We start from the raw sequence: 15,644 nt of genomic DNA on the forward strand, positions 1-15,644 counted from the left end.
GCTTGTAGTACGCAAAAATTACACTCACCGTTCCATAATCGGAACGATGAAGATGCAGGACCTCAACGATCTCTACTATTTCGCCCGCGTGGTCGAACACGGCGGGTTTGCCCCGGCTGCGCGGGCACTGGGCGAGCCCAAGTCCAAGCTCAGCCGCCGGATCGCCGCGCTGGAAGAACGACTGGGGGTGCGCCTGTTGCAGCGCTCCACCCGGCATGTCGGCGTCACCGAGATCGGGCGCATCTACCATGGCTTCTGCAAGGCCATGCTGGTGCAGGCGGAGGCCGCGCAGGATGCCATCGACGGCCTGCGCGACGAGCCCTGTGGCACGGTCAATCTGAGCTGTCCGGTCGCGCTGCTGGATGCCCGGGTGGCGACCATGCTGGCGGAATATCAGCGCCGTTACCCGCGGGTGCAGCTGCATCTGGACGCGACCAACCGCCGCGTGGATGTCATCGAGGAAGGCTTCGATATCGCCATCCGCGTGGAGCCGCCGCCGCTGGAGGACAGCGAGCTTGTCCTGCGCGTCCTGGCCGACCGGGCCCAGCGGCTGGTGGCGAGCCCGGACCTGCTTCAGCGTGAGGGCTCGCCGCAGGTGCCGGCGGATCTTGCAGACCTCCCCAGCCTCGCACTGAGCCGGCCGCAGGCACGCTATCAGTGGCACCTTGTCGGGCCCGAGGGTGGCGAGGCTTGGATTGCCCACCAGCCGCGCCTGGTCACGCGCAGCATGACGGCCCTGCGGATTGCCGCCTGCCACGGGGTCGGTATCGTGCAGTTGCCGACCATGATGATGACCACGGAGCTGGCGGAGGGCCGCCTGCTGCCGGTGCTGGACGGCTGGGCCCCGCCGCGCGAGATCGTGCATGCGGTGTTCCCGTCGCGGCGCGGTCAGCTGCCGGCCGTGCGTGGCCTGATCGATCATCTGGCCGAAGGCTTTGCCGCTCTCGACGAGGATTGAGATCCGCGGCGCGGCTGTCTGGACGTGTGGTCAGTCGCCATCGCGCCTCTGTCGACGGGTTGTCGCTTCGGCTGGCGGTTCCGGACCCGCGGCGACCGCGACGGGTGGCCCCCAGGCGTCTGTGCTGGAACGGGGTCGCGCGAATGGTAGGCGGGGGCCATGAGTCAGCGTTTCCCTGACCCCGGTGCTCGACAGCTTGGCCGGTGCCGCTGACAATGGCGCCATGATGGCGTGGTGGGAGGGCCTGTTGCTGGTGGGAGCCGGGGGTGCGCTGGGGGGACTGGCGCGCTTCTGGCTGTCGCAGTGGATCGACAACCGCACCGGGGGCGGCCGTTTCCCGTGGGGGACGCTGGCGGTGAATGCCTCCGGTGCGCTGCTGATCGGGCTGGCGCTGGGCTGGGCCTCGGGGCCGGCGTGGACCTCCTGGCTCTGGCTGTTGCTGGTGGTGGGTGTGCTCGGCAGCTTTACCACGGTCTCCTCGTTCAGCCTGCAGGTGGTCGGGATCGCGGAGCAGGACGGGCTGCGCCCGGCGCTGGTCTACGTCGTGCTGACCCTGGGCGGGGGGCTGGCGCTGGTGGCCATCGGGCACGCGCTGGGCCGTCTGGCAGGGGGTGCGGCGTGACCGGGTATTCGCTGCGGCTCTCGCTGTTCGTGGCGCTGGGGGCCGCGCTCGGCAGCATGGCGCGCTACGGCGTCTCCTGGACCGGGCTGCACCTGGCCGGCACTGGCTTTCCCTGGGACACGCTGGCCGTGAACGTGGCCGGATCGTGGCTGATCGGGCTGTATGCGGTGATCAGCGCGCCGGGCGGCTGCCGCCCGGCCGACCCGGTGTTTCGTCATTTCATGCTGGCGGGGGTTTGCGGCGGCTTTACGACCTTCTCGGTGTTCAGCCTCGAGAGCCTGTGGCTGATGCAGTCGGGTGCTGCAGGCCGCGCCGGGCTTTATGTGGGCGTGTCCCTGGTGCTGTGGATTGTCGGGGTGTGGCTGGGCAGCCGCATGGGGCGGCGCTGGAACGCCACTGCGGCGCAGGGCTGAACCCCTCGGGGCGTGAGACTGAGCGCCGTTTCACGACCCGCGCGTCGGGTGATTCCGCGGTCGCTGGCGTGGCCCGGTCAACGGGCCGGCGGTTCGATGCGCGTCCGGCTCGGGCCCGCGTGTTCGATCCAGCCGTGGAGCATGCGCGGGGTGGTGGTGCCGGCCGCGCAGCGCCCGTTGCGGTCGATCACGATGGCCCCGCCGTAGCCCGCGAGCCGCTCCCGCAGGCGCTGCAGGCTCGCGTTCAGGGCCTCGGCGGCGCTCAGTCCAAGATATTCGACACGGTCGGCCAGTTCCCGGGCAAACACACTGCGCAGGAAATGCTCGCCATGCCCGGTCGCGGAGATGGCGGCGCTGTGATCGTCCGCATAGACGCCGGCACCCGGGATCGGCGAGTCCCCGACACGACCGGGGCGCTGGCCGGTCATCCCGCCGGTGGAGGTTGCCGCGGCCAGATGGCCGTGGCGATCGCGCGCGACCGCGCCGATAGTCCCGGGCGCGGGTTCGTCATGATCCAGTGTGACCCGGTCCTGGCACAGGGCGCGCTCCAGCTGTTCCCGCCGCTGCGGGGTGATCAGGGTCTCCTCGTCCACCTGCGGCATCCCGATCTCGCGGGCGAAGCTGGCGGCGCCGTCCGCGACCAGCAGCACATGTTCCCCGTCGTCGAGGATCGCCCGCGCCAGGCGGATCGGGTTGGCAATACCGCGAACCGCCGCGACCGCACCCGCGGCCAGAGTGGCCCCATCCATGATCGCGGCATCCAGCTCCACGCTCCCGTCCCGGGTCAGGGCGGCACCGGTGCCGGCGTTGAACAGCGGGTTGTCCTCGAGCCGCGCCGCGCAGTACTCCACGGTATCCAGGGCGGTATCGCCCCGCGCCAGCCGCTCGCGGCCGGCCTCCAGTACCGCGTGCAGCGCGGCGTGGTAGCGTCCGGCGATCTGTGGATTGCCGGCCTCGTGGATCTGTCCGGCACCGCCGTGAATCATCAGCGAGAAGGGTTCGGATGGCATCCGTCCTCCTCGATCTGGCCACGGATCAGCAGGATGTCGCTGTGGCTTCCCGGGATGAAGCGGCTCTGAGCAATCGCGATAGCCCCGTGGCGGTTGACCGCCATGCGCCGTTTCAACTGCCCCTGCAGGCCCCCGCTGTAGGGGGTGTCGAGTGTGCCCGGGACCGCCTCGACAGGCCCGAACCGCGCGGATTTCAGCGGCGCGTGGGTGAATGCCAGGCCCCAGGGGCGATCGGTTGGGTGGGGATAGCGCTGCCAGACCAGATACAGACACCGGTCGTCCCGGGCCAGAGTCGGGAAGCCGCCCGGCCACTGATCCGCGTCGATCCGGGTAGGCGGTGCAAAGTCCAGGGTGTCGGCGTCTGCGCGACTGACATGCAGGCGGCGGAAATGGGGCTGCCGGTAATCCTCCAGATCGTTGGCCGGGATCGCCCCGAAGGCCAGGTGAACAACGCCCTCCGCGTCCACCACCAGCACCGGGGCGTCGGCATGGCCCGAGTGCTCCAGCGCGGTGGCCGGTTCGGAAAAGCCCGCGTCCAGGTTGTCCGAGCGGGCGATCCGGATGTCCGCGTACGGGCTGTCACCCTCCGACCAGGCCAGCAGCACGCGACCGGACGGCGTCTGTGCAAGGGCCGGGGCGCGGGCCGGCACAGAGTTGTCCGGGTTGACGGTCACGGGTTCGGCGAAGGACGCGCCGCGATCCGCCGAATAGGTGACGCGCAGCGGACCCTGGTACTCGGTCCAGGCCGCGACCACCTCGCCGGTGGTCGTCAGCAGCAGGTCCAGGCTGCCGTTGTCCCAGCGCTGGGCGGTGATGCGGCCCTTGCCGGCACCGTCGCGCGAACGGGACAGGTTCTGGTGTCCCTCGAACGAGCGGCCTCCGTCGCGGGATCGGGCGTACAGGATCTCGCCGCCGTGGTCGCCGCCGGTAAACAGGATCTCCTGCCACAGCAGGTGCACGTCGAAGGCGTCGGCGTCGTCCGGCGCCGGTTCGACCGCGACCCGCGGCAGCCAGGAAAAGGTGCCCGGCACGCCGCCGATCCGGGTCGGTCGCTCGAAGACCGCCCGGCCGTCGCGGTCGTAGCGCTGCAGGAACAGGGCCTGCTGCGCCTGGTCGGCCCAGACGACCAGCGCGTCGCCATGGTCATTGATCGCCACCGAGGCATCGTCGACATAGCGAAAATCCGAGGCGTTCATGCGCCAGGGGCCGCGGAAGGCCTCGCCGCGCGCGACCTCGACCGGCTCCTCCCAGGCGACCCGGGATTCGGGTGCGTCTCCCGCCAGGGCCGCTGGCCCCCACAGGGCAAGGGCGAGCGCGCACAGGGGGGCCAGCGAGGCCCCGGTCGGGTGCAGCGCAGGGGGCGTATGAACGCTGGCGTTGGGGGCGGGGTATCGAGTTACGGGCGTGTCTGTCGCGGCCATGGGCAGTCTCCCGGGCGTTCCCTACTGGTGGGGGTTGAAACCGCGTCGGCGCAGCAGCGTCTTTTCGAGTTCGACCAGGGTGAACAGGATCAGGCCGAAGGCGAGGATGCGCAGCCATTCCTCCGGCCCGATGGCGGTGGTGCCGAACAGCAGCTGCAGCGGCGGGGCGTAGGTGAACAGGCCCTGCAGCACGATCAGCACGCCGACCGCGATCAGTACGGGGCGGCTGCCGAACAGGCCCGCCCGGTTCAGTGCCGGCTCCAGGATGTAGCGGCTGTTGAACAGGAAGAACAGCTGGCCCATGACCAGAGTGTTGATGGCCACGGTGCGTGCGAATTCCTCCGCCACGCCCTGCTGCTCCAGCCACAGGAAGTGGCCGAAGGTGCCGGCCACCAGCAGCGCGGAGACGAAGCCGATGCGCCAGAGCAGGAAGCCGGACAGTAGCGGCGTGTTGGGTGGCCGCGGCGGGCGCTGCATGGTGCCGGGTTCGGTGGGCTCGAAAGCCAGGGCCAGGGCCAGGGTGACCGCGGTGACCATGTTGACCCACAGCACCTGTACCGGCGTCAGCGGCAGGGTGAGGCCGAGCAGGATCGCGGCGACGATGGTGAAGGCCTGGCCGCCGTTGGTGGGCAGCAGGAACAGGATGGCCTTCTTCAGGTTGTCGTAGACGGTGCGGCCTTCCTCCACCGCGTTGGCGATGGAGGCGAAGTTGTCGTCGGCCAGCACCATCTCCGAGGCCTCGCGCGCGGCCTCGGTGCCCTTCACGCCCATGGCCACGCCGACATCGGCGCGCTTGAGGGCGGGGGCATCGTTGACACCGTCGCCGGTCATCGCGACCACGTCGCCGTGGCTCTGGATCGCGCGCACCAGGCGCAGCTTGTGCTCCGGCGTGGCGCGGGCGAACACGTCCACATGCCGGACCTGCTCCGCGAGCTCCGCGTCGCTGGCGCCTTCCAGCTCGTGCCCGACCACCACGCCGCCCTCGGTGCTGATGCCCAGCTCGTCGGCGATCGCGCGCGCGGTCACGCCGTGATCGCCGGTGATCATCTTCACGCGGATGCCGGCCTCCTGGCAGTGGGCCACCGCCTCGATTGCCTCCTCGCGTGGCGGGTCGATGATCCCGCAGACCGCCACCAGGGTGAGGCCCCCGTCCTCGATGTCGGAAAACTCCAGTTCCTGGCGGTGATCCTCCATGCGCCGGGTGGCGAGCGCGAGCAGGCGCTGGCCGCGCGCGGCGACGCCGTCCATCCATTGCTGCCAGTGCTCGGCGTCCAGGGGCGCCTCGCCATCGGCGGTGCGCTGCTGGCTGCATACGGCCAGCACGCGTTCCGGCGCCCCCTTGAGAAAGACGAAGGCCCCGCCTTCATGGTCATGGTGCAGGGTGGCCATGAACTTGTAGGACGACTCGAACGGGATCACGTCATCCCGCACGAAGCGCTCGTTGATTGCCTTCGGCTCCAGTCCGCCCTTCATCGCCGCGACGATCAGGGCCCCCTCGGTGGGGTCGCCCTCCATGGTCCACCGGTCGTCCTTCAGATAGACCTCGGCATCGTTGCACAGCAGGAGGCCGCGCAGGACCTCGGCCAGCAGGGGATCGGCCTCCGGGTCCGCCTCCTGGCCGTCGCGGGTAATGCCGCCGTGCGGCTCGTAGCCGACCCCGCCCAGCTCGTACTCCGCCTGCGTGGTGATGATGCTCTTCAGCGTCATTTCGTTGCGGGTGAGGGTGCCGGTCTTGTCCGAGCAGATGGTGGTGACGGAGCCCAGGGTCTCGACCGCCGGCAGGCGGCGGATGATCGCGTTGCGCGTGGCCATGCGCTGCACCCCGATCGCCAGGGTGATGGTCATGATCGCCGGCAGGCCCTCGGGGATCGCCGCCACCGCCAGGCTGACCGCGGCGAGGAAGGTCTCCACCAGGTCGTAGTCGCGCACCCAGTAGCCGAAGGCGAAGGTCGCCGCCGCCAGGACGCCGATGGCCACCGACAGCCAGCGGCCGAACTGGGCGATCTGGCGCAGCAGCGGGGTGGTCAGGGTCTCCACCTCGCCGATCAGGGTGGAGATGCGGCCGATCTCGGTATCGGCCCCGGTGCCGACCACCACCCCGCGGCCCTGGCCAAAGGCCACCAGCGTGCCGGAATAGGCCATCGAGCGGCGATCGCCGAGGTCGGATGCGGCCGCCACCGGCTCGCTCTGCTTGTCGCTGGCGACCGATTCGCCGGTCAGCGCGGCCTCGTCGATGCGCATGTTGTGCGCCCCGGTCAGGCGCAGGTCCGCCGGGACGCGGTCCCCGGCCTGCAGATACACGATGTCGCCGGGGACCAGCGTCTCTGCGGGAATACTGTGGCGCTGGCCGTCACGCAGGACCTGGGCGCGGGGCGAGAGCATCCCGCGGATCGCGTCCAGCGCCTTCTCCGCCTTGCCCTCCTGGATGAAGCCGATGATGGCGTTGATCAGCACCACCCCCAGGATGACGCCGGTATCCAGCCAGTGACCAAGGAACGCGGTACCCACCGCCGCGGCGATCAGCACGTAGATCAGCACATTGTGGAACTGCAGCAGGAAGCGCCGGACGGGGCCGGTGCGCGCGGCCTCCGGCAGGCGGTTGGGGCCGACATGCTGAAGCCGCTGTTCCGCGGCGGACGAGGCGAGTCCGTGCTCGTCCGTCTCCAGACGCCGGAGCACTTCATCGGTCTTCAGGGCGTGCCAGTCGCGTGACGGGTCGCGATCGCTCATGGGTCTCCCGGAGATTTATCACCCAGTGGATCCGGACCTGCTTATCATGCGCCGGCGCGGCTCGCGCTGTCAGGCCATGGCGCGCAGCCGGGGTGGAATTTTCCCAGCGCGAACGAGTCTATTTCCGGACGACTCAATAACAGGAGGTTCCCATGTCTCGCTGGATTGCCACGGCTGCCCTGACAGTGGCCGGATTGGTCGCGGCCTCGAACGTGATGGCGGCGGAGAAGGTTACGCTGGAACACGATGACCGAACCCTGATCGGTCATATGAAGGAGGGCATGGGGGCGAGCCCCTCCGACGGGGTATTCCTGATGCTGCACGGGACCCTGGCGCACGGGCGCATGGAGGTGATGGCCGCGGTGCAGGATCTGCTGGCGGACCATGGCCTGAATACGCTGTCCGTCAATCTGAGCTACGGCATCGACGCGCGCGAGGGGATGTTCGAATGCGATGCCCCGGTGCGTCACGGCGTGGATGACCATCTGCAGGAGCTGAGCCTGTGGCATCAATGGCTGCAGGACGAGGGCTATGGTCCGGTCACCCTGTTTGGCCACTCGCGCGGTGGCAACCAGGTGGCCCGCTACCTGACCGAGCATGACCCGGACGGCATCCGCGCCCTGGTGCTGGTGGCCGCGTCCACCTATGACGAGTACGAGGCTGCGAGCGAGTACGAGGAACAAAGCGGTATGCCGTTGCAGGTACTCCTGGATCAGGCCCGTGAACTCCAGCGCATGGGTCAGGAAGAGACCCTGATGGAGGATGTGCGTTTCCTCTACTGCGAGGAGCTGGACGTGACCCCGCGCGCTTTCCTCGGCTACTACGAGCCGACCCGCCAGAACGATACCCCGACGGTGATCCGCGGGATGCAGATCCCGACGCTGGTGATCACGGGTTCCGAGGACGACGTGGTGCCGGACCTGCCGCAGAAGGTCGAGGCGGTGAAGGACAGCGGCGACATCACCCTGATGACCGTGGACGGGGCGGGGCACTTCTTCCGTGACTTCTTCGCGGACGACGTGGCCGACTTCACCGCGGACTTCATCGATCAGAACTGAGCTCCAGCCCGCAATAGGAACGGCGCCTGAAGGCCGGCCCGGGGCAGTCCCGGGCCGGCCTTTTTCGTGCCTCGCTCGAGGGCGGCCTTATCCGGCGAGCAGCGTCAGGTAGAGCCCGAGCATCGCTGCGGAAAACAGCAGCCCGATGGTCTCCCAGCGGGTCAACATGCGCTCGGCGGTTTCCAGGCGACGGCGCGCGCCCAGGCGCAGCGCACGCATGCGGGCCGGTATCCGGGGTGGCCAGGGCCCCGGCAATGCCAGGCGGCGTCGAGTGCGGCGGGCGCCGTCCCAGGCGGCCTCGGCCAGCACGGCCAGATCCCCCTCCGGCACGCGCGGGGTCTCGCGGTCGCGAACCCCGCGCCAGGCCAGAAGGGCTAGGCCCAGCCCCAGCATGACCGGCCACAGCAGGGACGAGCCGTACAGGTCATGGACGCTCAGGGGCAGGGCCGTGGGGCCGGCCAGCAAGGTTGCGAGCGGGAGCAGGAGTGCCATCAGCGAAAGGCCGCCCCAGGCCCACCAGCGCGGTCGGTCGAGGCCGTCGGCCGCGGTCTCGAGATCCGCCCGCCAGCGCCACAGGAAGCGCAGTAGCAGCACCGTGGTGCCGGCCGCCGCGAGGGTCAGCAGCCACTCGGTATGGGCCAGCCAGCCCGACAGGGCCTCCGCCGCCAGCGGCTCCTTCAACGCGTTCTTGGCCAGCGCGCCACTGGTGAAGGGAAGGCCCGCCAGAGCCAGCGCCGGCAACAGCGTGAACAGTGCAAAGGCAGTCCGCGCCGGGCGGGTGACCGGCCACTGCCGCTGCATGCCGGCGGTCAGGAACAACGCCCCCTTGGCCAGACCATGATGCACGGCGTACAGCGTGACCGCTGCCAGCAGCCAGCCGCGCGCCTCGGGCAGGAGCAGGGCCAGGCCGATACCCGTGGTCATCAGCCCCATCTGCGAGATGCTGGAGTAGGCGAGCAGGGTCTTCGGCCGTACCTGCAGCACCCCGACCAGTACGCCGAGGAAGGCCGCCGCCAGGCCCAGCAGGACCAGCGCCTCGCCCAGCACGGCGTGGCCGGCGGCGTCGATTGGCAGCAGGCGCATCCAGCCCAGCAGGCCGGCCTTGATCATCGCCCCGGACAGCACGGCGCTCGCGGGTACCGGCGCGGCCGGGTGGGCCAGCGGCAGCCAGAAATGCAGCGGCAGCATGCCGGCCTTGATGCCGAGCCCCAGGACCAGTAGGACCAATGCCCAGCCCTCGGGGCGCGCCACGGCCACGGCCGCCAGGCTGGACTGCCCCGCCGCATGGACAGCCAGTACCAGACCCGCGAACAGCAACACCTCGCCCAGTACCGCGAGGATCAGATACACCCGTCCGGCCCGCCAGGCCTCCGGCTTGCCGGAATGGATCACCAGTCCGTAGGCCGACAGGCTCATCAGGGAAAAGAACAGATAGAAGGCGATCGCGTCCTGCGCCAGGATCAGGCCCAGGTTGCCGGCCAGGGCCAGCAACCAGAACACATAGAAGCGATGCCGCCGGGGATCGTCGCGCCGATCGGAGAGCGCGAACAGCCCGGCGGCCAGCCACAGGCCCGCGGTCAGGCCCAGGAAGGCCCGGCCGGTCGGGTCGACCGCCAGGTGGGTGCCCATCAGCAGGCCGGAGAGGGTCGCCTCCAGCCCGGGCGGGGCCAGGGCGGCCAGCGCCAGGCCGGGGAGCGCCGCCCAGGGCACCAGGCGGTTCAGCCGCGCCCGCCCCGGACGCAGGCCAATGAACACCGCCAGCAGCAGCGGCACGAGCGGGACGGCCAGCAGCGCGGCCCCGCTCACAGCCCGAACTCCGGCAGCGCATAGTCACGCTGGACGATCAGGCTGACCCAGCCGAGCGGGCTCAGCCCAAGCCCGGCAAACAGCCCGACCAGGAGCCCCAGCGCGGCGGTAAAGACCACCGGGAACAGCAGCATCCAGTGGGTCTCGAAGCGGGTCGGGCCGGCATGGGCCTGCAGGGGTTCATGCCACGGCTCGCGGCGCTCGCCCAGCCAGCCCCGGATCACCGGGGGCAGGAAATAGGCCGCGTTCAGCAGGCTCGACAGGACCAGCACTCCGAGGATCCAGGGCATGCCGGCCTCCAGCGCCCCCAGCCCCAGGTGCCACTTGGTCACGAAACCGGCCAGGGGCGGCAGGCCGATCATGCCCAGCGCGCCCGCGGTAAACGCCAGCATGGTCAGCGGCATACGCCGGCCCACGCCGTCGAGCTCGCTGATGCGATGGATGCCCAGGGTCTCGGCGAAATTGCCGGCGCAGAAGAACAGTGTGATCTTGGTAATGCCCTGGTGCACCAGGTGTACCAGCCCGCCGATGACCCCCAGGGGCCCGGCCAGCGCGACGCCCAGGATGATGTAGGAGACCTGACTCACGGTGGAGAATGCCAGGCGCTGCTTCAGGTCGTCGGTGCGCAGGGCCTGAATGGAGCCATAGATGATCGTGACCGCCGCGATCACCAGCAGCCCGGCCGTCAGGCCCAGCTCGATCGCCAGTTCCGCCCCGTAGACATCGTTGACCACGCGGATGATGCCGAAGGCCCCGGCCTTGACCACCGCCACCGCGTGCAGCAGCGCGCTGACCGGCGCCGGCGCGACCATGGCGATGGGCAGCCAGGAGTGCAGCGGCACCAGCGCGGCCTTGACCCCGAAGCCGACCATCAGCAGCACGAACAGGACCTGCAGCGTCACCGAGTGAGTCTCCGCGAGGCCTTCGAGGTAGCCGCCCGGGGTAAAGCCCTCGGCCCCGGCCAGCAGCGTGAGCCAGACGATGGCCGTGAACAGCACCAGCCCGCTGGTCAGGGTGTAGCCGAGATAGAGGCGTCCGGCCCGCAGGGCCGCCGGCGTGCCGCGGTGAACCACCAGGGGCCAGGTCGCGAGGGTCAGGATCTCGTAGAAGATCAGGAAGGTGATCAGGTTGCCGGACAGCGCAATCCCCACCGTCGCGCTGACGCACAGGGAGAAGAAGCCGAAGAAGCGGCTGCGTCGCGGTGAGCCCTCGAGGTAGCCGATGGCGTAGACCGTGGTTACGAACCACAGCACGGCCGAAAGGCTGGCAAACAGGAGCGACAGCGCATCGGCCGCGAGCACCAGGTCGATGCCGGGCATCAGCGGCAGACTGAAGCGGTATTCGTCACCGCGCAGGACGCCCGCCAGCAGCACCCCGACCAGCGCCAGCTTGGTGCCGGCGCCGCCCAGGTTCAGCGCCGTGCGCAGGCCCTGTCGGTGCTCCGGCAGGAAGAAGATCGCGATGCCGGGTCCCAGCGAGCTGAACAGGATCGCGAGCAGCAGCCAGCCACCGTCCATCACGGGGCCCCCGGGGTCAGGGCAAGGGTGTTCAGCGTCAGCACGCCGGCCAGCCCGGCCAGCGCCGCGACCGTGGCCAGAGCCAGCGGGACCCAGTCCATCCACGGCGACACTGCCTCGCCGGCGTCGCGGCGGCCGCGATGAAACGCCGGGGCCACCATGCGCAGCACGTAGGCCGCCGCCAGCAGCCCGCCGCCGGCGATCGCCAGCACCCACAGCACGCCGATCAGGCTGCCGGCGAGGACTGTGCCCAGGCCGGCCTCCAGCAGCAGGTACTTGGCGATGAAGCCACCGGTGAACGGCAGCCCCATCAGGCTGACCCCGGCCAGTCCCAGGGCGAACACCGTGCGCGGCCGGGCCCGGAGTACCGCGCCCAGCTCGGCCAGGCGGTCATGCCCGGCGGCGTGTTGCAGGGTGCCCGCGGCCAGGAACACCGAGGCCTTGGCCAGGGCATGGACCACCGCGAAGAACACCACCACCCGCCAGGCGCCCGGGTCCACCAGCATCAAGGGGAAGGCGACCAGCAGATAGCCGAACTGGGCGACCGTGGAATAGGCCACGATGGATTTGAGCCGCCCCGCGCGCAGCGCCTGCAGCGAGCCCCAGATCAGCGCCCCCACCCCGAGCAGGCCGACCAGGATGCCGAAGGCCGGGGTCGCCAGCGGGGCAAACACCCCCATCCACAGCCGCAGGATCAGGTAGAACGATCCCGTGACCACCAGCCCGGAGAGGACCGCACTGACCGGTGCCGGGGCTGACCCATGGGCCGGCGCCAGCCAGACATGCAGCGGGAACAGGGCGGCCTTGAGCATCAGGCCCGCGGTCATCAGCACCGCCGCCATGAGTTCCGTCGGGCCCGCTTCGGTACGGGCCTCCAGCAGCACCAGATCGAGTACCCCGTGTTCCCCGAACAGCAGAACCACGCCCATCAGGAAGCTGAGCGAGCCGAGGATGTTGACCAGCAGGTAGCGCACCGCGCCGGAGACCGCGGCGGCCGTGCCGGTGAAGGCCACCAGGGCGACGGCCGCGAGCGACACCACCTCCAGGGTGATGTACAGGTTGAAGGCATCGCCGGAGAGAAACAGCATGTTGAGCCCGGCCCATAGCCACAGCCACAGGGGCCAGAACTGGCGACGCTCGATGCGGTCGTGCACGTAGCCGAGGCTGTAGAGGCTGGTAGCCAGGGCCACCACCGCGGTGAGCACCAGCAGGGTCATGGACAGCCCGTCCAGCTGCAGCATGAGCCCCAGCGGGGCCTCCCAGCCGCCCAGGGCCACCCGCGTCGCGGCGGTCTCCGGGTCCGGCCCGGCGTGCAGGAAGGTCGCGCTCAGACCCAGCACCCAGGCCGTCACCGCGAGCGCGCCCAGCAGGCCGATCCGGTGGGCCTGGCGCGGCCATGCCGTTGCCAGCACGGCCACTCCCAGTGACAGCGCGACCAGTCCGGCGCTCCCCGCCGGGAGCCATTCGGGGTTTGCCGGGATCACGCCGACCGGTCCTCGCCGGCGGACGATTCGGCCGGACCCCCATCCGCGTGGTGCTCCTCGCGCGAGATGTCCTCCACCGGGGCGTCGTCATCGGGCGGCCCGGGCAGCATCACTGCGTGGCCGGTCAGCCGCGTCAGGTGCACCACCAGGGCCAGGGCGAAGGCGGTTGCGCTGACCGCCACCACGATGCCCGTTAGCGTCAGGGCCTGCGCCACCGGATCCGGCGGGCCCTCGCCGCGGGCGGCGACACCCAGCAGCACCATGAATACGCCCGAGCCCATGATGTTCAGGGCCAGGATGCGCAGTACCAGGTGGTGGCGGCGGATCAGCCCGTACAGGCCTAGGGCGAACAGGATCGCACCCCCGGTTGGATACAGCAGGCCCGGGGCCAGGGTGTGCGCGACGGTCTCCGCCAGCCCGTTCATGTGTCGTCTCCGGCCGGGCGGCCGGCCACGAACAGGGCCACCAGGGTCAGGGCAATGGACAGCGTCGCCGCCACCTCGATCAGGATGATGAGCGGATAGGCCCACGCGTCGGCGTAGCCGAGAAAGCCGTGCCCGGCGACGAGCCCATAGGTCCCCACCAGCAGGAACAGCGCGACACCCGCGGTGATCCCCAGGCGCAGCGGCGCCCCGGGGGCCATCGGCAGTTGTCGTGGTCGGGCCAGCACCAGCAGTATGCCGGCTGCCCCGAGGATCGCCCCGGCCTGGAAGGCCCCGCCGGGGGCGTGGCTCCCGGCCCACAGCACGTACACCCCGGTGACGATCGCGACCGGTACCAGCAGCCGCAGGGTGCCGGGCAGGATCGGGCCCGGGGCCGGGCGGGCCGGGATCAGGTCGTGCCGCCCCAGGGACCACGCGCCCAGCAGCGCGATCAGCACGATCGCCAGTTCCAGGAAGGTGTCGTACGCGCGGAAGTTCAGCAGCACCGCCGTGATCGGATGATCGACCCCGGAGACGTCCATGTGCGCATCCACCACCGGCTCCAGACCGACGGACTGCGGCTGGTGCCACAGCGCGGTCACCAGCAGGCCGCCGACCACCAGGGCGAAGGTCAGCGCGGGGAGGAAGGTCCGGCGTTCGGGCGGCGGGTCATGCAGGGCGCGCAGCAGGGCATGGGGCCCGGTGGGGTCGGGCGGTGGCGTATGCGGCCGCCCGCTGCGGCGCTCGGCCATGATGCTGCGCAGGCGCTCCAGCGTCACCAGCAGCAGGGCGCCGGTGATGCCCGCGCCGATGGCCGCCTCGGCCAGCGCGATGTCCGGCGCCTCCAGCCGCACCCAGGCCAGCGCGAGCAGCAGCCCGAAGGTGATGAACAGGACGACGGCCCGGAACAGGTCGGTGCTCGCCAGGCAGCGCCAGGCCACCCCGACGATGCCGGCCAGCAGGACCAGATCGAAGAGGACCAGCAGGGCGTTCATCGGTCCGACTCGAACTCCCCGTGGGTCCAGGTGCGTTGCGCGACCATGTGCGCGGCCGTGGTCCCCGCCGCCAGTACCAGCACCCAGATCAGCAGCAGCTTCAGGATGTCCGCCGGTCCGCCGGCCTGGAACATCAGTCCGAGTATCACCAGCCCGAGCCCGACGTTGTCGGCCTTGGTCAGGGCGTGCAGGCGCGAATAGACATCGGGAAAACGCAGCAGCCCGGCGGTGCCGGCCGCGAAGAACACCAGTCCGGCGAGGATCAGGATCACGGTCAGTGCGTTAGCGATCATCGTGGCGCCTCTCGGGGCCGGGGGTGTCCGGCGGCTGGCGGTGGATCGGGGTATCCGGTGGTTCCGGCAGACCGTGCTGGCGGACGAAGGCCACCGCGGCCACGACAGCCAGCAGGGCGAAGACCAGTGCCACGTCCACCAGGGCGGATGCCTCCAGTGCCAGCGACAGGAGCAGCAGGATCGTGACCCCGGTGGTGCCGAACAGTTGTGCGGCCAGCATGCGGTCGCCGGAACCCGGGCCGCGCAGCACGCGGACCAGTCCGAGCAGTATGGTGCCGAGCAGGAACAGGGCGGCGGCCAAATAGAAGAGGCTCATGGAGCGGCTCCGTCGTCACTGGCGCGGCGGTCACGCGGGTCGTGGAATGCCGCACGGATCCGTTGTTCCAGGGCGATCAGTGCCGCCCGCGTATCGGCGTCCCGGTCCAGCACATGCAGGGTCAGCAGGCGCCCCTCCAGGCGTACGCTGAGCGTGCCGGGCAGCAGACTGACGACCGCCATGAACAGGGTCAGGGGCGGGCCGTGGGCCAGCTCCGTGCGGTAGCTCAGGAAGGCCGGGCGGATCGGCAGGCGCGGGTGCAGGGCGCGGCGGGCGACGTCCAGCCCGCCGAGGAACGAGCTGCGCAGGAAGAACCCCAGCAGGCCCGGAAGCGCGCCGGGTCGCAACGGCAGCGGCCGTCCGGCCGGCAGCAGCAGGCTCGCGACCGCGGCCAGGATGATTGCGAGCAGGGCCAGGGGTTCCAGCAGGGCGGCGCTGCCGGCCAGGACCCACCAGAGCAGTGCGGCGGCCGCGGCGGTGGCCAGTGCCCGCCGTGCCCGCGACCGGCCGCGACCGGCAAATCTGCGGCCGGCATGGGACGGGACCGAGGCGCGCGCCATCGTGTGATCGCTGGGTGGGGTCGCTGGTGCGCCGCCGGT

15 protein-coding genes are annotated in these 15,644 nt (G+C 70.4%); 4 read left to right on the forward strand and 11 right to left on the reverse strand.

Going from position 1 to position 15,644, the window contains the following annotated elements:
* The first annotated feature begins 46 nt into the window (after window positions 1-46).
* The 3 genes from D106_RS0106330 (at window position 47) to D106_RS0106340 (ending at window position 1,993) form a co-directional block, all read left to right on the forward strand.
* The gene (locus D106_RS0106330) at window positions 47-958 is read left to right on the forward strand and encodes a LysR family transcriptional regulator (protein WP_026280596.1); all 912 of its coding nucleotides are present in this window, start codon (window positions 47-49) and stop codon (window positions 956-958) included.
* 223 nt (window positions 959-1,181) lie between these two features.
* A complete protein-coding gene (gene crcB / locus D106_RS0106335; RefSeq protein WP_026280597.1) occupies window positions 1,182-1,580 on the forward strand; it encodes a fluoride efflux transporter CrcB in 399 nt (132 codons plus the stop codon).
* On the forward strand, window positions 1,577-1,993 hold the full coding sequence (locus D106_RS0106340; RefSeq protein WP_018879553.1) for a CrcB family protein: 417 nt from the start codon (window positions 1,577-1,579) through the stop codon (window positions 1,991-1,993). Before crcB ends, D106_RS0106340 begins: the two co-directional genes overlap by 4 nt.
* A gap of 77 nt (window positions 1,994-2,070) precedes the next feature.
* Here D106_RS0106340 and D106_RS0106345 read toward each other — a convergent pair whose 3' ends face one another.
* From D106_RS0106345 to D106_RS0106355, 3 genes are read right to left on the reverse strand one after another with little or no spacing between them, the layout of a single operon-like run.
* Window positions 2,071-3,003 (reverse strand): isoaspartyl peptidase/L-asparaginase family protein, encoded by a 933-nt coding sequence (locus D106_RS0106345; RefSeq protein WP_018879554.1) that lies wholly within the window; start codon window positions 3,001-3,003, stop codon window positions 2,071-2,073.
* A complete protein-coding gene (locus tag D106_RS0106350) occupies window positions 2,979-4,424 on the reverse strand; it encodes a sialidase family protein (protein ID WP_018879555.1) in 1,446 nt (481 codons plus the stop codon). The genes D106_RS0106345 and D106_RS0106350 overlap by 25 nt, the downstream gene beginning before the upstream one ends.
* A 21-nt stretch (window positions 4,425-4,445) precedes the next feature.
* The gene (locus D106_RS0106355; protein ID WP_018879556.1) at window positions 4,446-7,154 is read right to left on the reverse strand and encodes a cation-transporting P-type ATPase; all 2,709 of its coding nucleotides are present in this window, start codon (window positions 7,152-7,154) and stop codon (window positions 4,446-4,448) included.
* A gap of 152 nt (window positions 7,155-7,306) precedes the next feature.
* On the opposite strand from D106_RS0106355, the gene D106_RS0106360 reads away from it, so the two are divergent.
* The gene (locus tag D106_RS0106360; protein ID WP_018879557.1) at window positions 7,307-8,212 is read left to right on the forward strand and encodes an alpha/beta hydrolase; all 906 of its coding nucleotides are present in this window, start codon (window positions 7,307-7,309) and stop codon (window positions 8,210-8,212) included.
* Between the two features lie 87 nt (window positions 8,213-8,299).
* Here D106_RS0106360 and D106_RS0106365 read toward each other — a convergent pair whose 3' ends face one another.
* The 8 genes from D106_RS0106365 to D106_RS0106400 are packed head-to-tail and all read right to left on the reverse strand — an operon-like array spanning window position 8,300 to window position 15,605.
* Entirely contained in the window at window positions 8,300-10,018 is a 1,719-nt protein-coding gene (locus D106_RS0106365; RefSeq protein ID WP_018879558.1) for a complex I subunit 5 family protein, read from the reverse strand.
* On the reverse strand, window positions 10,015-11,535 hold the full coding sequence (locus D106_RS0106370; RefSeq protein ID WP_018879559.1) for a complex I subunit 5 family protein: 1,521 nt from the start codon (window positions 11,533-11,535) through the stop codon (window positions 10,015-10,017). Before D106_RS0106370 ends, D106_RS0106365 begins: the two co-directional genes overlap by 4 nt.
* The gene (locus D106_RS0106375; protein WP_018879560.1) at window positions 11,535-13,019 is read right to left on the reverse strand and encodes a complex I subunit 5 family protein; all 1,485 of its coding nucleotides are present in this window, start codon (window positions 13,017-13,019) and stop codon (window positions 11,535-11,537) included. Before D106_RS0106375 ends, D106_RS0106370 begins: the two co-directional genes overlap by 1 nt.
* Entirely contained in the window at window positions 13,016-13,444 is a 429-nt protein-coding gene (locus D106_RS0106380) for an NADH-quinone oxidoreductase subunit K (protein ID WP_018866002.1), read from the reverse strand. The genes D106_RS0106375 and D106_RS0106380 overlap by 4 nt, the downstream gene beginning before the upstream one ends.
* Window positions 13,441-14,436 (reverse strand): hydrogenase subunit MbhD domain-containing protein, encoded by a 996-nt coding sequence (locus tag D106_RS0106385; protein ID WP_018866003.1) that lies wholly within the window; start codon window positions 14,434-14,436, stop codon window positions 13,441-13,443. Before D106_RS0106385 ends, D106_RS0106380 begins: the two co-directional genes overlap by 4 nt.
* A complete protein-coding gene (locus D106_RS0106390; protein WP_018866004.1) occupies window positions 14,433-14,729 on the reverse strand; it encodes a monovalent cation/H(+) antiporter subunit G in 297 nt (98 codons plus the stop codon). The genes D106_RS0106385 and D106_RS0106390 overlap by 4 nt, the downstream gene beginning before the upstream one ends.
* On the reverse strand, window positions 14,719-15,045 hold the full coding sequence (locus D106_RS0106395; RefSeq protein ID WP_018879561.1) for a monovalent cation/H+ antiporter complex subunit F: 327 nt from the start codon (window positions 15,043-15,045) through the stop codon (window positions 14,719-14,721). Before D106_RS0106395 ends, D106_RS0106390 begins: the two co-directional genes overlap by 11 nt.
* A complete protein-coding gene (locus D106_RS0106400) occupies window positions 15,042-15,605 on the reverse strand; it encodes a Na+/H+ antiporter subunit E (RefSeq protein WP_018879562.1) in 564 nt (187 codons plus the stop codon). Before D106_RS0106400 ends, D106_RS0106395 begins: the two co-directional genes overlap by 4 nt.
* Window positions 15,606-15,644 lie beyond the last annotated feature (39 nt).

The sequence above is a fragment of the Thioalkalivibrio sp. ALE9 genome, from assembly GCF_000377445.1.
Taxonomy (GTDB): domain Bacteria; phylum Pseudomonadota; class Gammaproteobacteria; order Ectothiorhodospirales; family Ectothiorhodospiraceae; genus Thioalkalivibrio.